Source organism: Streptomyces sp. SPB162 (assembly GCF_029504575.1).
GTDB lineage: Bacteria > Actinomycetota > Actinomycetes > Streptomycetales > Streptomycetaceae > Actinacidiphila.
The window spans coordinates 1412825-1435712 of record NZ_JAQFII010000001.1 but is presented as its reverse complement, the minus strand read 5'-3'; the positions used below and the strand labels follow the sequence as shown (position 1 = coordinate 1435712).

The following is a 22888-nucleotide window of genomic DNA, read 5'->3' as shown; positions in this document are numbered from 1 at the left end:
GGTGCGCAGGGGCAGGCGTATCGCCGTCGACGTCGGGGACGCCCGGATCGGGGTCGCCTCGTGCGACCCCGACGGGGTCCTCGCGACGCCGGTCGAGACGGTACCGGGGCGGGACGTCCCGGCGGCGCTGCGCCGCCTCGCGGCGATCGTCGAGGAGTACGAGCCGATCGAGGTGGTCCTCGGGTTGCCACGCTCACTGAGCGGCAAGGAGGGTCCCGCGGCGGCCAAGGTCCGGGCGTTCGCGCTGGATGTGGCGAAAATCATCGCCCCCGTCCCGGTGCGCCTGGTGGACGAGCGGATGACCACGGTCACCGCGACCCAGGGACTGCGCGCGTCGGGCGTCAAGGCCAAGAAGGGCCGTGCGGTGGTGGACCAGGCAGCCGCGATCGTCATCCTGCAGAGCGCCCTCGAGACGGAGCGGGTGTCCGGCAAACCAGCGGGGGAGAGCGTCGAAGTGGTCATCTGATCGCGGTACGGTAACGTTCCGCGCGACACGGCGGCGCCACCTGGCGCCGCCCGTTTCGCAAGGGGCGGCCAGTTTCGGACGGAGCGATCGCCCCGCGTACCGACGCGTACCAAGGGGATCGATGACCGACTATGGCCGGGGCTCCGGCTCCGAACCGTGGCATCCCGAGGACCCGCTCTTCGGTGACCAGGGATACCAGCAGCAGCCGCACCGGCAGCAGCAGGACGACTGGGATCCCTACGCCACCGGGCAGCAGCCGCAGTACCCGTACAACGGTCAGCAGGCACCCCAGCAGCAGCAGTACGGGCAGCAGGAGCAGTACCCCAACCAGCAGCAGTACCCCCAGCAGGAGGAGTACCCGCAGCAGGGGTACCCCCAGCAGCAGCAACAGCAACAGCAGCAGTACCCGCAGCAGCAGTATCCGCAGCAGCACCCGCAGGGCCGGCAGCAGCAGCACGGGCAGCAGCAGTACAACGACTGGGACACCTCCGGGGGTTCGTCCGCCCCCTACGGTGCCAACCCCGGCGACCCCTACGGCGGCCAGCCGCCGGCCGATCCCTACGGCGCGCAGCAGCCCGACTTCTACGGGCAGGGCGGCTACCCGCCCCCGCAGCAGCCCCAGCACCGGCAGCCGGAGCAGCAGCCCCAGCAGCCGATGCGGTCCGCCCCGGAGAACACGGGCGACTGGGAGGCCGAGGCCGAGCCGGAGACGCACGCCTTCTTCGCCGACGACAGCGACGAGTCCGAGCCGGACGAGGACGTGCCCGCCGGCCGCGGCGGCCGCAAGCGCGGTGGCAAGGGCGGTAAGAAGGAGGGCAAGAAGCGCCGCAGCGGCTGCGCCTGCCTGGTCGTCCTGCTGGTCCTCGGCGGCGGCGTCGGCGGCGCCGGCTACTTCGGCTACCAGTTCTACGAGAGCCACTTCGGCGCGGCCCCCGACTTCTCGGGCGAGGGCACCGGAGACGTCCAGGTCGAGATCCCCAAGGGCTCGACGCTCACGGACATGGGCAACATCCTCAAGACCGCGGGCGTGGTCAAGAGCGTCGACGCCTTCACCGCGGCGGCCGGCAAGAACCCCAAGGGCAAGAGCATCCAGGCCGGCGTCTTCCTCCTCCACAAGGACATGTCGGCCGCGTCGGCGGTCACGATGATGACCGACCCGACCAAGCAGAGCGCGATCATCATTCCCGAGGGGATGCGCGACGCCCAGATCTACGCGGTGATCGACAAGAAGCTGGGACTCGCGGACGGCACGACCAAGGGCGTGGCGATCGCCAAGGCGAAGACCCTCGGTCTGCCCGACTGGGCCAACCAGGGCGCGAACATCAAGGACCCGTTGGAGGGCTTCCTCTTCCCCACGCGCTACAGCGTAGGAAAGGGCATGAAGCCGGAGGCCATACTCGGCAAGATGGTCGAGGAGGCCTCGAACCAGTACAAGAAGTACGACCTCGCGGGCGAGGCGCGGAAGCTGGGCCTCAAGACGCCGCTCGAGGTCATCACGGTCGCGAGCCTGGTGCAGGCCGAGGGCAAGACGACCGACGACTTCCGCAAGATGTCGCGCGTCGTCTACAACCGCCTGAATCCGAAGAACACCGAGACCAATGGCAAGCTCGAATTCGACTCGACGTTCAACTACATCAAGAACCAGCACGAGACGAAGTTGAACCTCGCGGAGATGCGCAAGCTGAACGACCCGTACAACACGTACCACAACACGGGTCTCCCGCCCGGTCCGATCGGCAACCCGGGGATCGACGCGCTGAAGGCGGCCATTGATCCGGAAGTCGGCGACTGGTACTACTTCATCTCGCTGGACGGGAAGACCACCCAGTTCACCAAGACCCTGGCGGAACACGACAAGCTCGCCAGGCAGTACAAGGGCTAGATGCGGCGCCGGACATGATCACGCCGGACATGATCGTGCGCCTGACCCGGGGCCGACCGGGCCCGACGGAACGGAAACGGACAACGTGAACGTGGAGCAGCGCCGGGCAGCGGTTCTGGGATCGCCGATCGCCCACTCCCTCTCACCGGTGCTGCACCGGGCCGCCTACGCGGAGCTCGGTCTCAGCGGGTGGCGCTACGACCCGTTCGAGGTGGACGAGGCGTCGCTGCCCGGCTTCCTCGACCGGCTGAGCGCGCCGGAGTGGGCCGGGCTGTCGCTGACCATGCCGCTCAAGCGGGCCGTCTTCCCGCTGCTGGACGAGGTCAGTGACACCGCGGCCGCCGTCGAGGCGGTGAACACCGTGGTGTTCACCGCCGACGGGCGCCGCACCGGTGACAACACCGACATCCCCGGCATGGTCGCCGCCCTGCGCGAGCGCGGGGTGACGGCGGTCGAGTCGGCCGCGATCCTCGGCGCCGGCGCCACCGCCTCGTCCGCGCTGGCCGCGCTCGCCCGGATCTGCGCCGGCGAGGTCACCGTGTACGTACGCAGCGCCGCCCGCGCCGCCGAGATGCGCGAGTGGGGCGAGCGGCTGGGCGTGCGGGTGCGCACCGGGGACTGGGGCGACGCGGCGAAGGCGTTCGAGGCGCCGCTGGTGATCGCCACCACCCCGGCGGGCGCCACCGACGGCTTCGCCGCGTCCGTGCCGGAGCGGCCGGGCGCGCTCTTCGACGTGCTGTACCACCCGTGGCCGACCGCCCTCGCCGCCGCCTGGACGGCCCGCGGTGGCGAGGTCCTCGGCGGCCTCGACCTCCTGGTCCACCAGGCGGTCCTCCAGGTGGAGCGGATGACCACCCGCACCCCCGCCCCCCTGGCAGCGATGCGCGCCGCCGGCGAGGCCGCACTCGGGGCCGTCCGACCGTCCTGAACCCGGCGCCCCGGGGCGTCCACAAGATGGACCGGGGGTGGGAGGTGTCTCCGGCCGTGGGAGGATCGGTGGCGGCGGGCCAGGGCCGCGCACCCGGCCGTGCCGTCGACATTCGGACGTTCGAGGCGCGAGCAAGAGGAGCACCGTTGAGCAGGTTGCGCTGGCTGACCGCGGGGGAGTCGCACGGCCCCGCACTCGTCGCGACGCTGGAGGGGCTGCCCTCCGGCATTCCCGTCACCACGGCGATGGTGGCGGACGCGCTGGCGCGCCGGCGGCTGGGGTACGGCCGCGGTGCCCGGATGAAGTTCGAGCAGGACGAGGTCACCTTCCTCGGCGGCGTGCGGCACGGCCTGACCATGGGCAGCCCGGTCGCCGTCATGGTCGGCAACACCGAGTGGCCCAAGTGGGAGCAGGTCATGGCGGCCGACCCCGTCGACCCGGAGATCCTGGCCGGTCTGGGGCGCAACGCGCCGCTGACCCGTCCGCGCCCCGGCCACGCGGACCTCGCCGGCATGCAGAAGTACGCGCTTGACGAGGCCCGGCCGATCCTGGAGCGTGCCAGCGCCCGCGAGACCGCCGCCCGCGTCGCGCTGGGCGCCGTCGCCCGCTCCTACCTCAAGGAGACGACGGGCATCGAGATCGTCAGCCATGTCGTCGAGCTGGCCGCGGCCAAGGCCCCGTACGGGGTCGTGCCGCTCCCCGCGGACGAGGCGGCGCTCGACGCCAACCCGGTGCGCTGCCTGGACCCGGAGGCGAGCGAGGCGATGATCGCCGAGATCGACCAGGCCCACAAGGACGGCGACACGCTCGGCGGCGTGGTCGAGGTGCTGGCCTACGGCGTCCCCGTCGGGCTCGGCAGCCACGTTCACTGGGACCGCAGGCTCGACGCGCGGCTGGCCGCCGCCCTGATGGGCATCCAGGCGATCAAGGGCGTCGAGATCGGTGACGGCTTCGGCCTGGCGCGGGTCCCCGGTTCGCAGGCGCACGACGAGATCGTGCCGACGCCCGAGGGCATCCGCCGCTCCACCGGCCGCTCCGGCGGAACCGAGGGCGGCATGAGCACCGGTGAACTGCTGCGCGTCCGGGCGGCGATGAAGCCGATCGCGACGGTGCCGCGCGCGCTGGCCACCGTCGACGTCACCACCGGTGAGGTCGCGGCGGCCCACCACCAGCGCTCGGACGTCTGCGCGGTGCCGGCCGCCGGGATCGTGGCGGAGGCCATGGTCGCGCTGGTCCTCGCCGACGCGGTCGCGGAGAAGTTCGGCGGCGACTCGGTGGGCGAGACCCGGCGCAACGTCGAGGGGTACCTGAAGAACCTGGCGATCCGGTGACCGGGCCGCTGGTCGTCCTCGTCGGCCCGCCCGGCGCGGGCAAGACCACCGTCGGCATGCTGCTCGCGGCCCGGCTCGGCACCGACTACCGCGACACCGACGCGGATGTGGCGCAGACCGCGGGCAAGTCGATCCCGGAGATCTTCATCAACGACGGTGAGGACCACTTCCGGCAGCTCGAACTGGCCGCGGTCACCGACGCCCTCGCCGAGCACACCGGCGTCCTGGCGCTCGGCGGCGGCGCGATCCTGTCGCCGGTCGCCCGCAGCCTGCTGCGCGGCCGCCCGGTGGTCTTCCTGGACGTCGGGGTCAACGACGCCGTCAAGCGGGTCGGCCTGGACGCCCCGCGTCCCCTGCTCGCCGTCGCTCCGCGCCAGCAGTGGCGCGAGCTGATGGAGAAGCGCCGTCCGCTGTACACCGAGGTCGCCCGCGCGGTCGTCTCCACGGACGGCCGCACCCCCGAGGACGCCGCCGAGGCGGTCCTCGACGCACTGGAGTTGAAGGACGCATGAGCGAGAACCCCACCCGGATCGCGATCGCCGGCAGCGCGGGCACGGAGCCGTACGAGGTGCTGGTCGGACGCCAGCTTCTGGCCGAGCTGCCCGCGCTGATCGGTCCGGCCGCCAAGCGGGTCGCCGTGCTGCATCCGGAGGCGCTGGCCGCCACCGGCGAGGCGCTGCGCGCGGACCTCGCCGAGCAGGGCTTCGAGGCCATCGCGATCCAGCTGCCGAACGCGGAGGAGGCCAAGACCGTCGAGGTCGCGGCCTACTGCTGGAAGGCGCTGGGCCAGACCGGCTTCACCCGCACCGACGTGATCGTCGGCGTCGGCGGCGGAGCCACCACCGACATCGCGGGCTTCGTGGCGGCGACCTGGCTGCGCGGGGTGCGCTGGATCGCCGTCCCCACCACCGTGCTGGGCATGGTGGACGCGGCGGTCGGCGGGAAGACCGGCATCAACACCGCCGAGGGCAAGAACCTGGTCGGTGCGTTCCACCCGCCGGCCGGGGTGCTGTGTGACCTCGCGGCGCTGGACTCGCTGCCGCCCAACGACTACATCAGCGGTCTCGCCGAGATCATCAAGGCCGGCTTCATCGCCGACCCGGTCATCCTCGACCTGATCGAGTCCGACCCGGCCGGGGCCCGTACGCCGCAGGGCGAGCACACCGCCGAGCTGATCGTGCGCTCCATTCGGGTCAAGGCCGACGTGGTCTCCGCCGACCTCAAGGAGGGCGGCCTGCGCGAGATCCTGAACTACGGCCACACCCTCGCGCACGCCATCGAGAAGAACGAGCGCTACAACTGGCGGCACGGCGCCGCCGTCTCCATCGGCATGGTCTTCGCCGCCGAGCTGGGCCGGCTGGCCGGTCGGCTCGACGACGCGACCGCCGACCGGCACCGCACCGTCCTGGAGTCGGTGGGGCTGCCGCTGACGTACCGCGGGGACCAGTGGCCGAAGCTGCTGGACACCATGCGCGTCGACAAGAAGTCCCGCGGTGACCTGCTGCGCTTCATCGTGCTGGACGGCCTGGCCAAGCCCACTGTCCTGGAGGGCCCGGACCCGGCCGTCCTGGTCGCCGCCTACGCCGAGGTCTCCAAGTGACCCGCCGCGTCCTGGTGCTGAACGGGCCGAACCTCGGCCGGCTCGGCTCCCGGGAGCCGGACGTGTACGGCGCCACCTCGTACGCCGGGCTCGTCGAGGCCTGTACCGCGGTGGGCAAGGAGCTCGGCTTCGACGTGGAGGTCCGGGAGACCAACGACGAGGGCGAGCTGATCCGCTGGCTGCACGAGGCGGCCGACGGACGGATCCCGGTCGTCATCAACCCGGGCGCGTTCACGCACTACTCGTACGGGATCCGGGACGCGGCGGCCCAGCGCACCGCCCCGCTCGTCGAGGTGCACATCTCGAACCCGTACACCCGTGAGGAATTCCGTCACACCTCGGTCATCGCGGCCGTCTCCACCGGCACGATCGCGGGCTTCGGCATCGGCTCGTACCGGCTGGCGCTGCGGGCCCTGGCGGAGGAGATCAGCGGCTGACACCGCCGTCCGGGCACCTGTGCCGCTCCCCGGCCGTTCACACAAGACCCGCCGGGGACGGTACGGTTCGGTTCGAACGGCCCGTTCCCGGCCGTCACGGAAGCAGAACCTCCGGCACGAGATGGAGTGGGACGGGATGCAGCACGCTGTGGGGGCACCGCAGCCCGGCCGGCCGGGACCTCAGCCGGCCCCCAGCACCACCGGCCACTTCCCCCTGCCCGCCGCGGGCCCGGTGCAGCTGCCCGCCGCTTCCGGCGGCCAGCTGCCGGGCGGCGGGTCCGGGCCCGTGGCGGTCCTGCTGATCGGCGCCGCCGGGGCCGGGAAGACCACCATCGCCCGGCACTGGGCCGACACCCGCGGTGTTCCGACCGCGCACATCAGCCTCGACGACGTGCGCGAATGGGTCCGCTCCGGTTTCGCGGACCCGCAGGCCGGGTGGAACGAGCACTCCGAGGCCCAGTACCGGCTGGCCCGCCGCACCTGCGGCTTCTCGGCCAGGAACTTCCTGGCCAACGGCATTTCGTGCATCATCGACGACGCGGTCTTCCCCGACCGGCCGGTCGTCGGCCTCGGCGGCTGGAAGCGGCACGTCGGGCCCGGCCTGCTGCCCGTGGTCCTGCTCCCGGGCCTGGACGTGGTCCTCGCCCGCAACGCCGCGCGCAACGGGAACCGGCGGCTGTCCGACGAGGAGGTCGCCCGGATCCACGGCCGGATGGCCGGCTGGTACGGATCGGGGCTGCCGATCATCGACAACTCGCAGCTCGACGTGGTCGCCGCCGCGGCCGCGCTGGACCGGGTCGTGGCCCGCAGCGTCCAGGGCCCGCCCGTCTGGTAGCCGGCCCGGAGCCCTGAGCCGCCCGGCCGGTGGCGCCCACCACCGTGCGCGGGGCGGCCCCGCCCCCGGTCGGACGCGCTCGGGCGGCCCCCCGGACGGCCCGCACGTACGCTCGCGACATGTCCGACGTGCACGCAGCCCGCAGAGAACGCCTGCGCGACCGATGCGCGGCGGCAGGAGCGGCGGCCGCGCTGGTCTCCCGCCCCGCCAACATCCGCTACCTGGCCGGCTGCGCGCCGCCCGGCGCGGTCCTGCTCGTCGGCCCGGGACCACAGGACGTGCTGGTCCGCCGCCGCCCCACTGCCGGGGACCTCTCCGAGGGGCAGCCGCCGGACGACGTGCGGACCGTGGTCCTGACGAGGTCGGACGCCGATCCGGTGGTGACCGCCGCCGGCCTGGTCCTCGACCGGCGAGGCGACACCCTGGCCGTCGAGGAGCACCACCTCACCGTCGCCCGGCACCGGGTGATCGGCTCGGTCGCGCCCGGCGTGCGGCTGTCCGACCTCGGCGGAGCCGTGGAACAGCTGCGGGTGGTCAAGGACGAGCAGGAGATCGCCGCGATCCGGATCGCCGCCGAACTCGCCGACCAGGCGCTCGGCGAGCTGCTGGAGTCGATCCTGATCGGCAGGACCGAGCGGCACCTCGCGCTGGAGTTGGAGCGCCGGCTGATCGACCACGGCGCGGACGGCCCGGCCTTCCCCACCTGCGTGGGAACCGGCCCGCACTCGGGCGCCGCCCGGCACGTCCCCACCGACCGGCGCGTCGAGGAGGGGGACTTCCTCACGGTCCGGCTCGGCGCCTGCTACCGCGGATACCGCTGCGAGGTCGGCCGCACCTTCGTCGTGGGGACTTCTCCCGCCGACTGGCAGATCGAACTGTACGAGCTGGTCTTCGCCGCCCAGCGGGCCGGCCGGGAGGCCCTCGCACCCGGTGTGGCCTGCCGTGATGTCGACCACGCGGCACGCTCCGTACTGGCCGCCGGGGGCTTCGCGGAGGCCCTCGGAGAGGTGACGGGGCACGGTGTGGGACTCGAAATCGACGAGGACCCTCGGCTGTCACCTGCGGCCATGGGTAAACTGGACGCTTGCGTGCCGGTCACCGTCGAACCGGGGGTCCACCTTCCGGGCCGCGGCGGTGTCCGCATCGACGACACACTCGTCGTACGTCCTCCGACGGACGGCGGGCCTGAGCTACTCACCATTACGACCAAGGAGCTGCTCGCCCTGTAGAAGGGCGCGTTCCTCGGTCTCCGAAGCTGCACTTTCAGGAGATTCCGCAACCGTGGCATCCACGAACGACCTCAAGAACGGCCTCGTGCTCAAGCTCGACGGCGGCCAGCTCTGGACCGTTGTCGACTTCCAGCACGTCAAGCCCGGCAAGGGCCCCGCCTTCGTCCGCACGAAGCTCAAGCACGTGCTGTCCGGCAAGGTCGTCGACAAGACCTTCAACGCCGGCATCAAGGTCGAGACGGCCAACGTCGACAAGCGCGGTATGCAGTTCTCCTACAAGGACGGCACCGACTTCGTCTTCATGGACAGCGACACCTTCGAGCAGGTGTACATCACCCCCGAGGTCGTCGGCGACGCCGCCAACTACCTCCTCGAGGGCTTCGACGCCGTCGTGGCGATGTACGAGGGCTCGCCCCTGTACATCGAGCTCCCGGCCTCCGTCGAGCTGGTCATCGAGTACACCGAGCCGGGCGTCCAGGGCGACCGGTCCACCGGTGGCTCCAAGCCGGCCCGCCTCGAGACCGGCTACGAGATCGGCGTCCCGCTCTTCATCACCACCGGTGAGAAGATCAAGGTCGACACCCGTTCGGGTGACTACCTCGGCCGGGTGAACAGCTAACGTGGCTGCTCGGAACAAGGCCCGCAAGCGCGCCTTCCAGATCCTCTTCGAAGCGGATCAACGGGGTGTCGACCCGAAGACCGCCATGGCGGACTGGATCCGGCTCGCCCGGACCGACGACCGGCAGCCGCCGGTCACCGAGTACACCATGCAGCTGGTCGAGGGGTACGCCGCCAACGCGCCCCGCATCGACGAGCTGCTCGCGACCTACTCGGTGGGCTGGACGCTGGATCGGATGCCGGTCGTCGACCGGAACGTCCTGCGGCTCGGCACCTACGAGCTGATCTGGGAGGACGAGACCCCGGACGCGGTCGTGCTGGACGAGGCGGTCCAACTCGCCAAGGAGTTCTCCACGGACGAGTCGCCCGCTTTCGTCAACGGGCTGCTGGCCCGTCTGAAGGATCTCAAGCCGACGCTGCGGCGATAGCCCGCCCGGCGGCAGCAGTACAGCGCCACCCGCACCAAAGACCAGGCCCGGAGCAGAAGTTGAACAAACCTCTGCTTTGGGCCTGGTGCGGTTCCCGGACCGTGGCCTAGTTTCGCTCGCATGTCCGATCAAGAGCTCGACCGGGAGATCATCGACCGGCTGACGGCGCTGCGCTCCCAGGACCTGCCGGTGCGCGGCGGCCGCACCATGGCGTACGTCTACGACTCCGGCCTCGACGGTCTCGACGAGCTCGCGGAGCGCGCCCAGGCCACCTTCGCCGGGGTCAACGGCCTGGACATGACGGCCTTTCCCAGCGTGGTGGCCCTGGAGAACGACATCGTCGGCCGGGCCGCCCGGCTGCTCGGCGGGGACGACACGACAGCCGGCACCTTCACCAGCGGCGGCACCGAGAGCTGCCTGCTGGCCGTGCTGACCGCCCGCGAGCACGCCCGCCGCACCCGGGGCGTCACCGAGCCCGAGCTGGTGCTGCCGGCCACCGCCCACGCGGCCTTCCGCAAGGCCGCCGCCCTCTTCGGCCTGACCGTCGTCCCGGTCCCGGTGGACCCGGTGACGTTCCGCGCCCGTCCGCGGGCCATGGCGGACGCCCTCACCGACCGGACGGCCCTGGTCGTGGCCTCGGCGCCGTCCTACGCCCACGGGGTGATCGACCCGGTCGCGCCGGTCGCCGCCGCGGCGGCCGCCCGCGGGGTGCTGTGCCACGTCGACGCCTGCATCGGCGGCTGGTACCTGGCCCACCTGCCCCCGGCGCTGCCCCGGCCGCCCGCCTTCGACCTGGCGGTCCCCGGCGTCACCTCGCTCTCGGTGGACCTGCACAAGTACGCGTACACGCCCAAGGGCGCCTCGGTGCTGCTCTTCCGGGACGCCGAGCTGCGCCGGCACGGCTGGTTCGCGGACGCCTCCTGGCCCGGATACCCGGTGGTCAACGCGACCCTGCAGGGAACGAAGTCCGCCGCACCGCTGGCCGCCGCCTGGGCGGTGCTGCAGCGCATAACCCCTGCGGGGTACGGCGAGCTGTCCGGGCGCGTGCACGAGGCGGTACAGGCCCTCGTCGGGGGTATCGGCCGGATCGACGGGCTGCGGGTGCTGGGCACACCGGAGGCCGCACTGATCGCCGTGGCCTCCGACGACCCGGGCGTGGACCCCTTCGTCGTCGCCGACGAGCTGCGGATGCGCGGGTGGTTCCTGCAGCCGCAGCCCGCCTTCGGGGGCTCCCCGGCCAATCTGCATCTGACCGTCACGGCGGCGGTGGCGTCCCCCGGGCGGATCGCCCTGCTGCTGGAGGAGCTGGGCGGCGCCGTAGGGCGGGCCCGGGACCTCGGTCCCGCCACCGTCGACGAGGGGCTCGTCGACCTCGCCGGCGCGCTCGACCCCGAGAAGCTGGGCCCCGAGGAGGTCGCCCTGGCCCTGCGGCTCGCGGGCGTCTCCGCGGACGGCGCGCTCCCGCAGCGGATGGCTCCGGTGCTGGCGGTGCTGCAGGCGCTGCCGTCCCGGCTGACCGAGCGGTTGTTGCCGGAGGTCATCGGCCGCCTCTTCCGGGCGCGGACTGGGCCGTATGGGTGACGGAGGCCGTCGTCGGCCCGTCGGGAGGTCCGGGAAGCAGCGCGGGAGAACAGAACCGCCCGGGGCGGTGTCCTTGCGGGCACCGCCCCGGGCGGGACGTTTCTGCACTGGTGTTTGTCAGCTGTCCTCGTGCGCGACCGCGCGGCGCGCGTCCGCGTCGAGGACGCCCCAGCCGATGAGCTGCTCGGTGAGGACCGAGGGCGACTGGTCGTAGATCACGGCCAGCGTGCGCAGGTCGTCCTGGCGGATCGACAACACCTTGCCGTTGTAGTCCCCGCGCTGGCTTTGGATGGTCGCGGCGTAGCGCTGCAGCGGACCGGCCTTGTCCGGCGGGACCTGGGACAGCCGCTCCAGGTCCAGGACGAGCTTCGGCGGCGGCTCGGCCGCCCCGCCCGGCGTGGTGCCGGGCAGCAGCTCCTGGACGGGAACTCCGTAGAAGTCCGCCAGCTCGGCCAGTCGCTGTACGGTCACGGCGCGGTCGCCACGCTCGTACGAGCCGACCACGACGGCCTTCCAGCGGCCCTGGGACTTCTCCTCCACCCCGTGGAGGGAGAGACCCTGCTGGGTGCGGATGGCGCGGAGCTTGGCTCCGAGCTGTTTGGCGTAATCGCTGGACATAAGGCTCCCCGGACGGAAACTCGGTGACTCACTGTGAGGTTACGCAGCGTAATTTGACTTCGTCAAGCCGAATGGTCCGGACCGGCCTCCCTGTACTGATCAGGCGTCCGATTCGTACCGGTGTGCTCATCCTGCGGGTGCCCGCCCGAGAACGCGACCTGCGCGCCTGGTAGCGTGAGGGTGTACCCCTGGCGTCCTTTAAGACCCGTCCCGTGAGGCGGGGAAGGAGAGCCCTCCATGGCTGAAGACCGCAGTACCCCCGCACGTCCGGTGCTCGAAGCACCGGACATCGCACGGGCCCTGACCCGCATCGCCCACGAGATCGTCGAGCGCGCCAAGGGCGCCGATGACGTGGTGCTCCTCGGCATTCCCACCCGCGGCGTGTTCCTCGCCCGCAGGCTGGCCGACAAGCTCGCCGACATCACCGGCCGCAAGGTCCCGGTCGGATCGCTCGACATCACCATGTACCGCGACGACCTGCGGCTGCACCCGGCCCGCGCGCTGGCCCGCACCGACATCCCCGCCGACGGCGTCGACGGCCGGCTGGTGATCCTCGTCGACGACGTGCTCTTCTCGGGCCGCACGATCCGCGCCGCCCTCGACGCGCTCAACGACATCGGCCGGCCGCGCGCCGTACAGCTCGCCGTCCTGGTCGACCGCGGTCACCGCGAACTCCCGATCCGGGCCGACTACGTCGGCAAGAACCTCCCCACCTCGCTGCGCGAGACCGTCAAGGTCCACCTCACCGAAGAGGACGGCCGCGACACGGTCCTCCTCGGCGTGCGCGAGGGCTCCCCGGCGGACGAATAGCGCAGGCACCGACCCGGACCCTTCGTGGACCGGGCCCACGAGCATGCCCTCCGCCGCCCCAGCACCCCCTTCGGAGTGACCCGATGAAGCGCCACCTGATCTCGGCCGCCGACCTGACCCGCGACGACGCCATCCTCGTTCTCGACACCGCCGAGGAAATGGCCCGCGTGGCCGACCGGCCGATCAAGAAGCTGCCGACGCTGCGCGGCCGCACCGTCGTCAACCTGTTCTTCGAGGACTCGACCCGCACCCGCATCTCCTTCGAGGCCGCCGCCAAGCGGCTCTCCGCCGACGTCATCAACTTCTCCGCCAAGGGCTCCTCGGTCTCCAAGGGCGAGTCCCTGAAGGACACCGCGCTGACCCTGGAGGCGATGGGCGCCGACGCCGTCGTCATCCGGCACGGCTCCTCCGGCGCCCCGCACCGCCTCGCCACCTCCGGCTGGATCGGCGGCTCGGTCGTCAACGCCGGCGACGGCACCCACGAGCACCCCACCCAGGCGCTGCTCGACACCTTCACCATGCGCCGCCACCTGGCGGGCGCGAAGGACGGCGGCCCCACCTTCCATCAGGGCCCCGGCGACGGCACCGGCCGCGACCTGGCCGGCCGGCGGATCACGATCGTCGGCGACATCCTGCACAGCCGCGTCGCCCGCTCCAACGTGCTGCTGCTCAACACGCTCGGCGCCCAGGTCACCCTGGTCGCCCCGCCCACCCTGCTGCCCATCGGCGTCGAGACCTGGCCCTGCGACGTCTCCTACGACCTGGACGCGGTGCTCGCCAAGTCCGACGCCGTGATGATGCTGCGGGTGCAGAGCGAGCGGATGAACGCCGCGTTCTTCCCCACCGAGCGCGAGTACTCCCGCCGCTACGGCCTCGACGGCGCCCGGATGGCCGCGCTGCCGGAGCACGCCATCGTCATGCACCCCGGCCCGATGAACCGCGGCATGGAGATCACCGCCGAGGTCGCCGACTCCGGGCGCTGCACCGTCGTGGAGCAGGTCGCCAACGGCGTCAGCATCCGGATGGCCGTCCTGTACCTGCTGCTCGGTGGGAACGAACCCGCCATCGCCACCGCCGCCCCCGCCGCCCGCACCGAGGAGAACGACCAGTCATGAGCAAGACCCTTATCCGAGGCGCCAAGGTGCTCGGCGGCGACCCGCAGGACGTCCTGATCGACGGTGAGACGATCGCCGCCGTCGGAGCCGGCCTGCAGGCCGGGGACGCCACCGTGGTCGAGGCCGACGGCCTGATCCTGCTGCCGGGCCTCGTCGACCTGCACACCCACCTGCGCGAGCCGGGCCGTGAGGACTCCGAGACGGTCCTGACCGGCACCCGCGCCGCCGCCATCGGCGGCTACACCGCCGTGCACGCCATGGCCAACACCTTCCCGGTCGCGGACACCGCGGGCGTCGTCGAGCAGGTCTGGCGGCTGGGCCGCGAGTCCGGCTACTGCGACGTGCAGCCGGTCGGCGCCGTCACCGTCGGCCTGGGGGGCAAGCAGCTCGCCGAGCTCGGCGCGATGGCCGACTCCGCCGCGGGCGTACGGGTCTTCTCCGACGACGGCAAGTGCGTCGACGACGCGGTGATCATGCGCCGGGCCCTGGAGTACGTGAAGGCCTTCGACGGCGTCGTCGCCCAGCACGCCCAGGAGCCCCGCCTCACCGAGGGCGCCCAGATGAACGAGGGCATCGTCTCCGGCGAGCTGGGCCTGATCGGCTGGCCGGCCGTCGCCGAGGAGTCGATCATCGCCCGCGACGTGCTGCTCGCCGCGCACGTCGACTCCCGCGTGCACATCTGCCACCTGTCCACGGCCGGCTCCGTCGAGATCGTCCGCTGGGCCAAGTCCAAGGGCTGGAAGGTGACCGCCGAGGTCACCCCGCACCACCTGCTCCTCACGGACGAGCTGGTCCGCTCGTACAACCCGGTCTACAAGGTCAACCCGCCGCTGCGCACCGAGGCCGACGTCATGGCGCTGCGCGAGGCGCTGGCCGACGGCACCATCGACTGCGTCGCCACCGACCACGCGCCGCACCCGCACGAGGACAAGGACTGCGAGTGGGCCGCGGCCGCCATGGGCATGGTGGGGCTGGAGACCGCGCTGTCCGTCGTCCAGCAGACGATGGTCGACACCGGCCTGCTCGACTGGGCCGGCGTCGCCGACCGCATGTCGGCGCGGCCGGCCGTCATCGGCCGGCTGGCCGGCCACGGCCGTCCGGTCGCCGCCGGCGAGCCCGCGAACCTCACTCTGGTCGATCCGGCTTACCGTGGAACGGTGAATCCCGCGGGCTTCGCCTCCCGCAGCCGCAACACCCCGTACGAGGGCCGTGAGCTGCCGGGCCGGGTGATCGCCACCTTCCTGCGGGGCAGGGCGACGGTCGTGGACGGGAAACTCGCGTGACAACTCTGACTCTTGTGCTGGCTGCGGACCAGAAGTCCCAGCAGGTCACCGACTGGTCCTCACGGATCGGCTGGATCGTCGGCCTGGGACTGTTCGTCGCGCTCGTCTACTGGCTGATGCGCGAAGGCTGGAAGTGGCGCGGCATCCTGCAGGGCGGCCTGCCCGAGCTGCCCGCGGCCCCCGAGGACGCAGCGGAGCCGCTGCTGACCCTGCGGGGCCGCTACTACGGCAGCACCACCGCCGGCCAGTGGCTGGACCGCATCGTCGCCCACGGCCTGGGAGTGCGCAGCACGGCCGTCCTCACCCTGACGGAGCAGGGCCTGCACGCGGAGCGGACCGGCGCGCCGGACTTCTTCGTCCCCACCGCCGCCCTGCGCGGCGCCCGGCTCGACAAGGGCATCGCCGGCAAGGTCCTCACCGAGGGCGGCCTGCTGGTGATCACCTGGGAGCACGGCGGCCGGCTCATCGACTCCGGCTTCCGCTCCGAGCACGCGGCCGAGCACGCGGGCTGGGTCGACGCGGTCGACTCCATGGCATCAGCATCCGCGGCGAACGCTCCCGCACCCGACCAGCACCCCGGCGACAGCGCCGTCGCCGCCCCGCACCACCAGGAAGGCCCACGATGACGACCTCCACCCAGCGGGCAGACAGGACCCCCGCCGTACTCGTCCTGGAGGACGGCCGGATCTTCCGCGGCCGTGCCTACGGGGCGGTGGGGGAGACCTTCGGCGAGGCGGTGTTCTCCACCGGCATGTCCGGCTACCAGGAGACGCTGACCGACCCGTCGTACCACCGCCAGGTGGTCGTCATGACCGCCCCGCACATCGGCAACACCGGCGTCAACGACGAGGACCTGGAGTCGGCCCGCATCTGGGTCGCCGGCTACGTGGTCCGCGACCCCGCCCGCGTCCACTCCAACTGGCGCGCCCGCCGGACCCTGGACGAGGAACTCGTCAACCAGGGCGTCGTCGGCATCAGCGGCATCGACACCCGCGCCCTCACCCGCCATCTGCGCGAGCGTGGCGCCATGCGGGTCGGCATCTTCTCCGGCTCCGCCGTCGGCACCGACGCCGAACTGGTCGCCAAGGTGCTGCGGGCCCCCGAGATGAAGGGCGCCGACCTGTCCGCCGAGGTCGCGACCAAGGAGGCGTACGTCGTCCCGGCGATCGGCACCAAGCGCTTCACGGTGGCCGCGATCGACCTCGGCATCAAGTCCATGACGCCGCGGCTGATGGCCGAGCGCGGCATCGAGGTGCACGTGCTGCCCGCCACCGCGACGGTCGAGGACGTGTACGCCGTCGCGCCCGACGGTGTGTTCTTCTCCAACGGCCCCGGCGACCCCGCCACCGCCGACCACCCGGTCGCCCTGATGCGCGCGGTGCTGGAGCGGAAGACCCCGCTGTTCGGCATCTGCTTCGGCAACCAGATCCTGGGCCGCGCGCTCGGGTTCGGCACCTACAAGCTCAAGTACGGCCACCGCGGCATCAACCAGCCGGTGCAGGACCGCACCACCGGCAAGGTCGAGGTCACCGCGCACAACCACGGCTTCGCCGTCGACGCGCCGCTCGACACGGTCTCCGACACGCCCTACGGCCGGGCCGAGGTCAGCCACGTCTGCCTGAACGACAACGTGGTCGAGGGGCTCCAGCTGCTCGACCAGCCGGCGTTCAGCGTCCAGTACCACCCCGAGGCGGCCGCCGGCCCGCACGACGCCGCGTACCTGTTCGACCGCTTCACGTCTTTGATGAACACCGTCCAGATGGAGGGCCAGCGTGCCTAAGCGCACCGATATCCAGTCCGTCCTGGTCATCGGCTCCGGCCCGATCGTCATCGGTCAGGCAGCGGAGTTCGACTACTCCGGTACCCAGGCCTGCCGGGTGCTGAAGTCCGAGGGCCTGCGGGTCATCCTCGTGAACTCCAACCCGGCCACGATCATGACCGACCCCGAGATCGCCGACGCCACCTACGTCGAGCCGATCACGCCGGAGTACGTCGAGAAGATCATCGCCAAGGAGCGCCCCGACGCGCTCCTGCCGACCCTCGGCGGCCAGACCGCGCTCAACACCGCGATCTCGCTGCACGCCAACGGCGTCCTGGACAAGTACAACGTCGAGCTGATCGGCGCCAACGTCGAGGCGATCAACAAGGGCGAGGACCGCGAGCTCTTCAAGGGCGTCGTCGCGGCCGTCAACGCCAAGATCGGCTATGGCGAGTCCGCCAAGTCCGTCATCTGCCACACGATGGACGACGTCATCGCGGGCGTCGACACCCTCGGCGGCTACCCCGTCGTCGTCCGCCCGTCCTTCACCATGGGCGGCGCCGGCTCCGGCTTCGCCCACGACGAGGAGGAGCTGCGCCGCATCGCCGGCCAGGGCCTCACGCTCTCGCCGACCACCGAGGTGCTCCTGGAGGAGTCCATCCTCGGCTGGAAGGAGTACGAGCTGGAGCTGATGCGCGACCGCAACGACAACGTCGTGGTCGTCTGCTCCATCGAGAACTTCGACCCGATGGGCGTCCACACCGGCGACTCCATCACCGTCGCCCCGGCGCTGACGCTGACCGACCGCGAGTACCAGAACCTGCGGGACGTCGGCATCGCGATCATCCGCGAGGTCGGGGTCGACACCGGCGGCTGCAACATCCAGTTCGCGATCAACCCCGAAGACGGCCGCGTCATCGTCATCGAGATGAACCCGCGCGTCTCGCGCTCCTCGGCGCTGGCCTCCAAGGCCACCGGCTTCCCGATCGCCAAGATCGCCGCCCGGCTGGCCGTCGGCTACACGCTCGACGAGATCCCGAACGACATCACCGAGAAGACCCCGGCGTCCTTCGAGCCCACGCTCGACTACGTCGTCGTCAAGGTGCCGCGCTTCGCCTTCGAGAAGTTCCCGGCGGCCGACGCGACCCTCACCACGACCATGAAGTCGGTCGGCGAGGCGATGGCCATCGGCCGCAACTTCACCGAGGCGCTGCAGAAGGCGCTGCGCTCGCTGGAGAAGAAGGGCAGCCAGTTCACCTTCGTGGGCGAGCCCGGCGACAAGGACGCGCTGTTGGCCACGGCGGCGGTGCCCACCGACGGCCGGATCAACACGGTCATGCAGGCGATCCGCGCCGGCGCGACCCCCGAGGAGATCTTCGACGCGACGAAGATCGACCCCTGGTTCACCGACCAGCTCTTCCTGATCAAGGAGGTCGCCGACGACCTGGCGGCCGCCGACCGGCTCGGCCCGGAGCTGCTCGCCGACGCCAAGCGGCACGGCTTCTCCGACGTCCAGATCGCCGAGATCCGGGGCCTGCGCGAGGACGTCGTGCGCGAGGTGCGGCACGCGCTGGGCGTGCGCCCGGTCTACAAGACCGTCGACACCTGCGCCGCCGAGTTCGCCGCGAAGACCCCGTACTTCTACTCGTCCTACGACGAGGAGTCCGAGGTCGCCCCGCGCGAGAAGCCCGCCGTGATCATCCTCGGCTCCGGCCCCAACCGCATCGGCCAGGGCATCGAGTTCGACTACTCCTGCGTGCACGCCTCCTTCGCGCTCAGCGACGCCGGGTACGAGACCGTGATGGTCAACTGCAACCCCGAGACCGTCTCCACCGACTACGACACCTCCGACCGGCTCTACTTCGAGCCGCTCACCCTGGAGGACGTGCTGGAGATCGTGCACGCCGAGACGCTGGCCGGCCCGATCGCGGGCGTCATCGTCCAGCTCGGCGGTCAGACCCCGCTCGGCCTGGCGCAGGCTCTCAAGGACAACGGCGTGCCGATCGTCGGCACCTCGCCCGAGGCCATCCACCTCGCCGAGGACCGCGGCGCCTTCGGCCGGGTCCTGGCCGAGGCCGGCCTGCCCGCCCCCAAGCACGGCACCGCGACCACCTTCGGCGAGGCCAAGGCCATCGCCGACGAGATCGGCTACCCGGTCCTGGTGCGCCCGTCGTACGTGCTCGGCGGCCGCGGCATGGAGATCGTCTACGAGGAGGCCCGGCTCTCCTCGTACATCGCCGAGTCCACCGAGATCAGCCCGACCCGCCCGGTGCTGGTCGACCGCTTCCTCGACGACGCCATCGAGATCGACGTCGACGCGCTCTACGACGGCACCGAGCTCTACCTCGGGGGCGTCATGGAGCACATCGAGGAGGCCGGCATCCACTCGGGCGACTCCGCCTGCGCGCTGCCCCCGATGACGCTCGGCGGCCACGACATCAAGCGGCTGCGGACCTCCACCGAGGCCATCGCCAAGGGTGTCGGCGTCCAAGGCCTGATCAACATCCAGTTCGCGCTGGCCGGGGACATCCTCTACGTCCTGGAGGCCAACCCGCGCGCCTCGCGCACCGTGCCCTTCACCTCGAAGGCCACCGCGGTCCCGCTGGCCAAGGCCGCCGCCCGGATCTCGCTCGGCGCCACCGTCGCCGAGCTGCGGGCCGAGGGCATGCTCCCGAAGACCGGCGACGGCGGCACCCTGCCGCTGGACGCGCCGATCTCCGTCAAGGAGGCCGTCATGCCGTGGAGCCGCTTCCGCGACATCCACGGCCGCGGCGTCGACACCGTGCTCGGCCCGGAGATGCGCTCCACCGGCGAGGTCATGGGCATCGACTCCGTCTTCGGCACCGCCTACGCCAAGTCCCAGGCCGGCGCTTACGGTGCGCTGCCCACCAAGGGCACCGCGTTCATCTCGGTGGCCAACCGCGACAAGCGCAACCTGGTCTTCCCGGCCCGCGCGCTCGCCGAGCACGGCTTCGAGCTGCTCGCCACCTCCGGCACCGCCGAGGTGCTGCGCCGCAACGGCATCCACGCCACCGTCGTGCGCAAGCAGAGCGAGGGCACCGGTCCCGACGGTGAGCCGACCGTGGTGCAGCTGATCCACGACGGCAAGATCGACCTCATCGTCAACACGCCGTTCGGCACCGGCGGCCGTCTCGACGGCTACGACATCAGGACCGCCGCGGTCTCCCGCGGCGTGCCGTGCCTGACGACGGTGCAGGCGCTGGCCGCCGCCGTGCAGGGCATCGACGCGCTCAACCGCGGTGACATCGGCGTGAGATCACTGCAGGAACACGCGGAACGTCTGAACGCCTCCCGCGAGGGATAGCGCATAGCTCCAGGAGGGGGACACCACAGCGGTGTCCCCCTCGCCATGTGACCGCCTCCCCGCAGAATCCCGTAGAAGGCTCCGCATGTACTCCCTCCTGTTCCAACTGCTCTTCCGCCGTATGGACCCCGAGCGGGCGCACCACCTGGCGTTCGCCTGGATCCGGTCCGCCGCCCGCGTCCCGGTCCTGCGGACCTTCGTGGCCGCCGTGCTCGCGCCCCGCCACAAGGAGCTGCGCACCGAGGCCCTGGGCCTGCGCATGCACGGCCCGTTCGGCCTCGCGGCCGGCTTCGACAAGAACGCCGTCGCGATCGACGGCATGGCGATGCTCGGCTTCGACCACGTCGAGATCGGCACCGTCACCGGGCAGCCGCAGTCCGGCAACCCCGGGAAGCGGCTGTTCCGGCTGGTCCAGGACCGCGCGCTGATCAACCGCATGGGCTTCAACAACGAGGGCTCCGCGGCCGTCGCCGCCCGCCTCGCGGCCCGCAACCCGGCTTTCAGGACGACCGTCGGCGTCAACATCGGCAAGACCAAGGTGGTCCCCGAGGGCGAGGCGATCGCGGACTACGTGACCTCCACCGAGCGGCTCGCGGCCCACGCGGACTACCTCGTCGTCAACGTCTCATCGCCCAACACCCCGGGCCTGCGCGACCTGCAGGCCGTCGACCAGCTGCGCCCGCTCCTGAGCGCGGTGCGCGAGGCCGCCGACCGCACGGTCACCGCGCGTCGGGTGCCGCTGCTGGTCAAGATCGCCCCGGACCTGGCCGACGACGACATCGACGCCGTCGCCGACCTCGCCGTCGAACTCGGTCTCGACGGCATCATCGCCACCAACACCACGATCGCCCGCGACGGCCTGGGGCTCGCCTCGGACCCGGCCCTGGTCAAGGAGACCGGCGGCCTGTCCGGCGCCCCGCTGCGGACCCGCTCGTTGGAGGTCCTGAGCCGGCTGTACGCCCGGGTCGGCGACCGGATCACGCTGGTCGGTGTCGGCGGCGTCACGACCGCCGACGACGTCTGGGAGCGGATCCTGGCCGGCGCCACCCTGGTCCAGGGGTACAGCGCCTTCATCTACGAGGGCCCGTTCTGGTGCCGGACCCTCCACCGGGGCCTCGCGGCCCGGCTGGCCGCGAGCCCGTACGCCACCCTCGCCGACGCGATCGGCGCCGAACACCGGAAGGCGAGTTCATGAGCGCGGAGAACCTGGAACCCTTCGGCGCGCGGCTGCGGCACGCGATGGACACCCGGGGACAGCTGTGCGTCGGCATCGACCCGCACGCGGCGCTGCTGACCTCCTGGGGCCTGAACGACGACGTGGCCGGCCTGGAGCGCTTCACGCGCACCGTGGTCGACGCCCTCGCCGACCGGGTCGCCGTCCTCAAGCCGCAGAGCGCGTTCTTCGAGCGCTTCGGGTCGAAGGGCGTCGCCGTCCTGGAGCGGGCCGTCGCCGACGCCCGCGCCGCCGGCGCGCTGGTGCTGATGGACGCCAAGCGCGGTGACATCGGCTCCACCATGGCCGCCTACGCCGCAGCGTTCCTCGACAAGGACTCCCCGCTCTTCTCCGACGCGGTCACCGTCAGCCCGTACCTCGGCTTCGGCTCGCTGCGCCCCGCGCTGGACGCGGCGCGGATCTCCGGCGCCGGGGTCTTCGTGCTGGCCCTGACGTCCAACACCGGAGGGCGCCGAGGTCCAGCGGGCCACGGCGGCGAACGGGAAGTCGCTCGCCCAGGTGATGCTCGACCACATCGCGGTCGAGAACGCAGGGGAGCGGCCGCTCGGATCCGTCGGCGCCGTGGTCGGCGCCACCCTCGCCGAGGCCGGCGCGGACCTGGACGTCAACGGCCCGCTGCTCGCTCCCGGCATCGGCGCCCAGGGCGCCACACCCGCCGGACTTCCCCGGCTCTTCGGGTCCGCGGTCGTCGGCAACGTCCTGCCGAGCGTGAGCCGCGATGTGCTGCGGCACGGCCCCGACGCGGCCGGACTGCGGGACGCGGCGGCCCGGTTCGCCGACGAGGTCCGTGTCGCCGTGGCCGGTTGAGCGCCGGCGGGCACCCTCCGGGCGTCCTTCGAGCGCCGCCACAGCGTCAACCAGTGCCTATATGTCCCAAAAATCCCAGCGGATCGAGTCTGACCAGGACTTTTCGTCTGTTCTCGCTGACTTGAGCCGCCGTGACCGCTAGTCTCCGACGAGAGCGAGCACGCAAGTGCTTCGTTCGTTGCCCCGCAGGTGGGGGCAACTGGGTTCCACTACCGGTCCGTATCCGACAGTTCGATATCCGAGGTGACGTAGGCGTGGCTCTTCCGCCCCTTACCCCTGAACAGCGCGCTGCCGCGCTCGAGAAGGCCGCCGCGGCTCGCCGGGAGCGCGCCGAGGTCAAGAATCGGCTGAAGCACTCCGGCGCTTCGCTGCACGAGGTGATCAAGTCGGGCCGAGAGAACGATGTCATCGGCAAGATGAAGGTCTCTGCCCTCCTGGAGTCCCTGCCCGGCGTGGGCAAGGTCCGTGCCAAGCAGATCATGGAGCGGCTCGGCATCTCCGAAAGCCGCCGTGTACGGGGGCTCGGCTCCAACCAGATCGCATCTTTGGAGCGTGAGTTCGGCGGCGGCGCCGCCTGACGGTCCCCAGCACCTCCGGGAACC

Annotated in this window: 21 protein-coding genes and 1 pseudogene; 21 read left to right on the top strand and 1 reads right to left on the bottom strand. The window is 71.7% G+C overall.

Annotated features, from left to right (window positions below; genetic code table 11):
* Position 1: 1 nt before the first annotated feature.
* The 12 genes from ruvX (at position 2) to M2266_RS06580 (ending at position 11335) form a co-directional block, all read left to right on the top strand.
* Positions 2-466, top strand: a complete 465-nt coding sequence (gene ruvX, locus M2266_RS06635; protein WP_277437305.1) for a Holliday junction resolvase RuvX — start codon at positions 2-4, stop codon at positions 464-466.
* Between the two features lie 121 nt (positions 467-587).
* On the top strand, positions 588-2348 hold the full coding sequence (gene mltG, locus M2266_RS06630; protein ID WP_277437304.1) for an endolytic transglycosylase MltG: 1761 nt from the start codon (positions 588-590) through the stop codon (positions 2346-2348).
* A gap of 85 nt (positions 2349-2433) precedes the next feature.
* Complete coding sequence (locus M2266_RS06625; RefSeq protein WP_277437303.1) at positions 2434-3276, top strand: shikimate dehydrogenase; 843 nt, start codon at positions 2434-2436, stop codon at positions 3274-3276.
* A gap of 146 nt (positions 3277-3422) precedes the next feature.
* Complete coding sequence (gene aroC / locus M2266_RS06620; RefSeq protein ID WP_277437302.1) at positions 3423-4607, top strand: chorismate synthase; 1185 nt, start codon at positions 3423-3425, stop codon at positions 4605-4607.
* Positions 4604-5119, top strand: a complete 516-nt coding sequence (locus tag M2266_RS06615; protein ID WP_277437301.1) for a shikimate kinase — start codon at positions 4604-4606, stop codon at positions 5117-5119. The genes aroC and M2266_RS06615 overlap by 4 nt, the downstream gene beginning before the upstream one ends.
* Positions 5116-6207, top strand: coding sequence for a 3-dehydroquinate synthase (aroB, locus tag M2266_RS06610; protein WP_277437300.1), 1092 nt, complete (start codon positions 5116-5118; stop codon positions 6205-6207). The genes M2266_RS06615 and aroB overlap by 4 nt, the downstream gene beginning before the upstream one ends.
* The gene (aroQ, locus tag M2266_RS06605; RefSeq protein WP_277437299.1) at positions 6204-6644 is read left to right on the top strand and encodes a type II 3-dehydroquinate dehydratase; all 441 of its coding nucleotides are present in this window, start codon (positions 6204-6206) and stop codon (positions 6642-6644) included. Before aroB ends, aroQ begins: the two co-directional genes overlap by 4 nt.
* A 136-nt stretch (positions 6645-6780) precedes the next feature.
* Positions 6781-7479, top strand: a complete 699-nt coding sequence (locus M2266_RS06600; protein ID WP_277437298.1) for an AAA family ATPase — start codon at positions 6781-6783, stop codon at positions 7477-7479.
* 119 nt (positions 7480-7598) lie between these two features.
* A complete protein-coding gene (locus M2266_RS06595; RefSeq protein ID WP_277437297.1) occupies positions 7599-8708 on the top strand; it encodes an aminopeptidase P family protein in 1110 nt (369 codons plus the stop codon).
* A gap of 52 nt (positions 8709-8760) precedes the next feature.
* Positions 8761-9327: an elongation factor P gene (gene efp / locus M2266_RS06590; protein WP_269269536.1), complete on the top strand. Its 567-nt coding sequence runs from the start codon at positions 8761-8763 to the stop codon at positions 9325-9327.
* A gap of 1 nt (position 9328) precedes the next feature.
* Positions 9329-9754, top strand: coding sequence for a transcription antitermination factor NusB (gene nusB / locus M2266_RS06585; RefSeq protein WP_138352604.1), 426 nt, complete (start codon positions 9329-9331; stop codon positions 9752-9754).
* Between the two features lie 120 nt (positions 9755-9874).
* Positions 9875-11335 (top strand): aminotransferase class V-fold PLP-dependent enzyme, encoded by a 1461-nt coding sequence (locus M2266_RS06580; RefSeq protein ID WP_277437296.1) that lies wholly within the window; start codon positions 9875-9877, stop codon positions 11333-11335.
* Positions 11336-11452: 117 nt separating this feature from the next.
* Here the strand turns inward: M2266_RS06580 and bldD are convergent, their stop codons facing one another.
* Complete coding sequence (gene bldD, locus M2266_RS06575; RefSeq protein WP_277437295.1) at positions 11453-11953, bottom strand: transcriptional regulator BldD; 501 nt, start codon at positions 11951-11953, stop codon at positions 11453-11455.
* A 237-nt stretch (positions 11954-12190) separates the two neighbouring features.
* Here bldD and pyrR point away from each other — a divergent pair, with 237 nt between their 5' ends.
* The 9 genes and pseudogenes from pyrR to M2266_RS06530 all read left to right on the top strand — a co-directional run bounded on the left by pyrR (position 12191) and on the right by M2266_RS06530 (position 22864).
* Entirely contained in the window at positions 12191-12763 is a 573-nt protein-coding gene (gene pyrR / locus M2266_RS06570) for a bifunctional pyr operon transcriptional regulator/uracil phosphoribosyltransferase PyrR (protein ID WP_277437294.1), read from the top strand.
* Between the two features lie 83 nt (positions 12764-12846).
* Positions 12847-13878 carry an aspartate carbamoyltransferase catalytic subunit gene (locus M2266_RS06565; RefSeq protein WP_277437293.1) on the top strand — a complete coding sequence of 344 codons (1032 nt, stop codon included), beginning with the start codon at positions 12847-12849 and terminating at the stop codon, positions 13876-13878.
* Entirely contained in the window at positions 13875-15161 is a 1287-nt protein-coding gene (locus M2266_RS06560) for a dihydroorotase (RefSeq protein ID WP_277437292.1), read from the top strand. The genes M2266_RS06565 and M2266_RS06560 overlap by 4 nt, the downstream gene beginning before the upstream one ends.
* Positions 15158-15787 (top strand): hypothetical protein, encoded by a 630-nt coding sequence (locus M2266_RS06555; protein WP_277437291.1) that lies wholly within the window; start codon positions 15158-15160, stop codon positions 15785-15787. Before M2266_RS06560 ends, M2266_RS06555 begins: the two co-directional genes overlap by 4 nt.
* A complete protein-coding gene (gene carA / locus M2266_RS06550; RefSeq protein WP_277437290.1) occupies positions 15784-16941 on the top strand; it encodes a glutamine-hydrolyzing carbamoyl-phosphate synthase small subunit in 1158 nt (385 codons plus the stop codon). Before M2266_RS06555 ends, carA begins: the two co-directional genes overlap by 4 nt.
* Complete coding sequence (gene carB / locus M2266_RS06545) at positions 16934-20245, top strand: carbamoyl-phosphate synthase large subunit (protein WP_277437289.1); 3312 nt, start codon at positions 16934-16936, stop codon at positions 20243-20245. The genes carA and carB overlap by 8 nt, the downstream gene beginning before the upstream one ends.
* Before the next feature lie 85 nt (positions 20246-20330).
* On the top strand, positions 20331-21440 hold the full coding sequence (locus M2266_RS06540; protein ID WP_277437288.1) for a quinone-dependent dihydroorotate dehydrogenase: 1110 nt from the start codon (positions 20331-20333) through the stop codon (positions 21438-21440).
* Positions 21437-22286, top strand: a pseudogene (pyrF, locus tag M2266_RS06535) (orotidine-5'-phosphate decarboxylase). Before M2266_RS06540 ends, pyrF begins: the two are co-directional and overlap by 4 nt.
* Before the next feature lie 254 nt (positions 22287-22540).
* Complete coding sequence (locus M2266_RS06530) at positions 22541-22864, top strand: integration host factor (protein ID WP_138352594.1); 324 nt, start codon at positions 22541-22543, stop codon at positions 22862-22864.
* Positions 22865-22888: the final 24 nt, after the last annotated feature.

Bases quoted from the DNA above. Each gene is read 5' to 3' on its own strand.
- M2266_RS06595 (WP_277437297.1), top strand. From the start codon at position 7,599: ATGTCCGACGTGCACGCAGCCCGCAGAGAACGCCTGCGCGACCGATGC.
- pyrR (WP_277437294.1), top strand. From the start codon at position 12,191: ATGGCTGAAGACCGCAGTACCCCCGCACGTCCGGTGCTCGAAGCACCG.
- M2266_RS06565 (WP_277437293.1), top strand. From the start codon at position 12,847: ATGAAGCGCCACCTGATCTCGGCCGCCGACCTGACCCGCGACGACGCC.
- aroB (WP_277437300.1), top strand. From the start codon at position 5,116: ATGAGCGAGAACCCCACCCGGATCGCGATCGCCGGCAGCGCGGGCACG.
- carA (WP_277437290.1), top strand. From the start codon at position 15,784: ATGACGACCTCCACCCAGCGGGCAGACAGGACCCCCGCCGTACTCGTC.
- bldD (WP_277437295.1), bottom strand. From the start codon at position 11,953: ATGTCCAGCGATTACGCCAAACAGCTCGGAGCCAAGCTCCGCGCCATC.
- M2266_RS06560 (WP_277437292.1), top strand. From the start codon at position 13,875: ATGAGCAAGACCCTTATCCGAGGCGCCAAGGTGCTCGGCGGCGACCCG.
- M2266_RS06580 (WP_277437296.1), top strand. From the start codon at position 9,875: ATGTCCGATCAAGAGCTCGACCGGGAGATCATCGACCGGCTGACGGCG.
- M2266_RS06600 (WP_277437298.1), top strand. From the start codon at position 6,781: ATGCAGCACGCTGTGGGGGCACCGCAGCCCGGCCGGCCGGGACCTCAG.
- mltG (WP_277437304.1), top strand. From the start codon at position 588: ATGACCGACTATGGCCGGGGCTCCGGCTCCGAACCGTGGCATCCCGAG.
- M2266_RS06540 (WP_277437288.1), top strand. From the start codon at position 20,331: ATGTACTCCCTCCTGTTCCAACTGCTCTTCCGCCGTATGGACCCCGAG.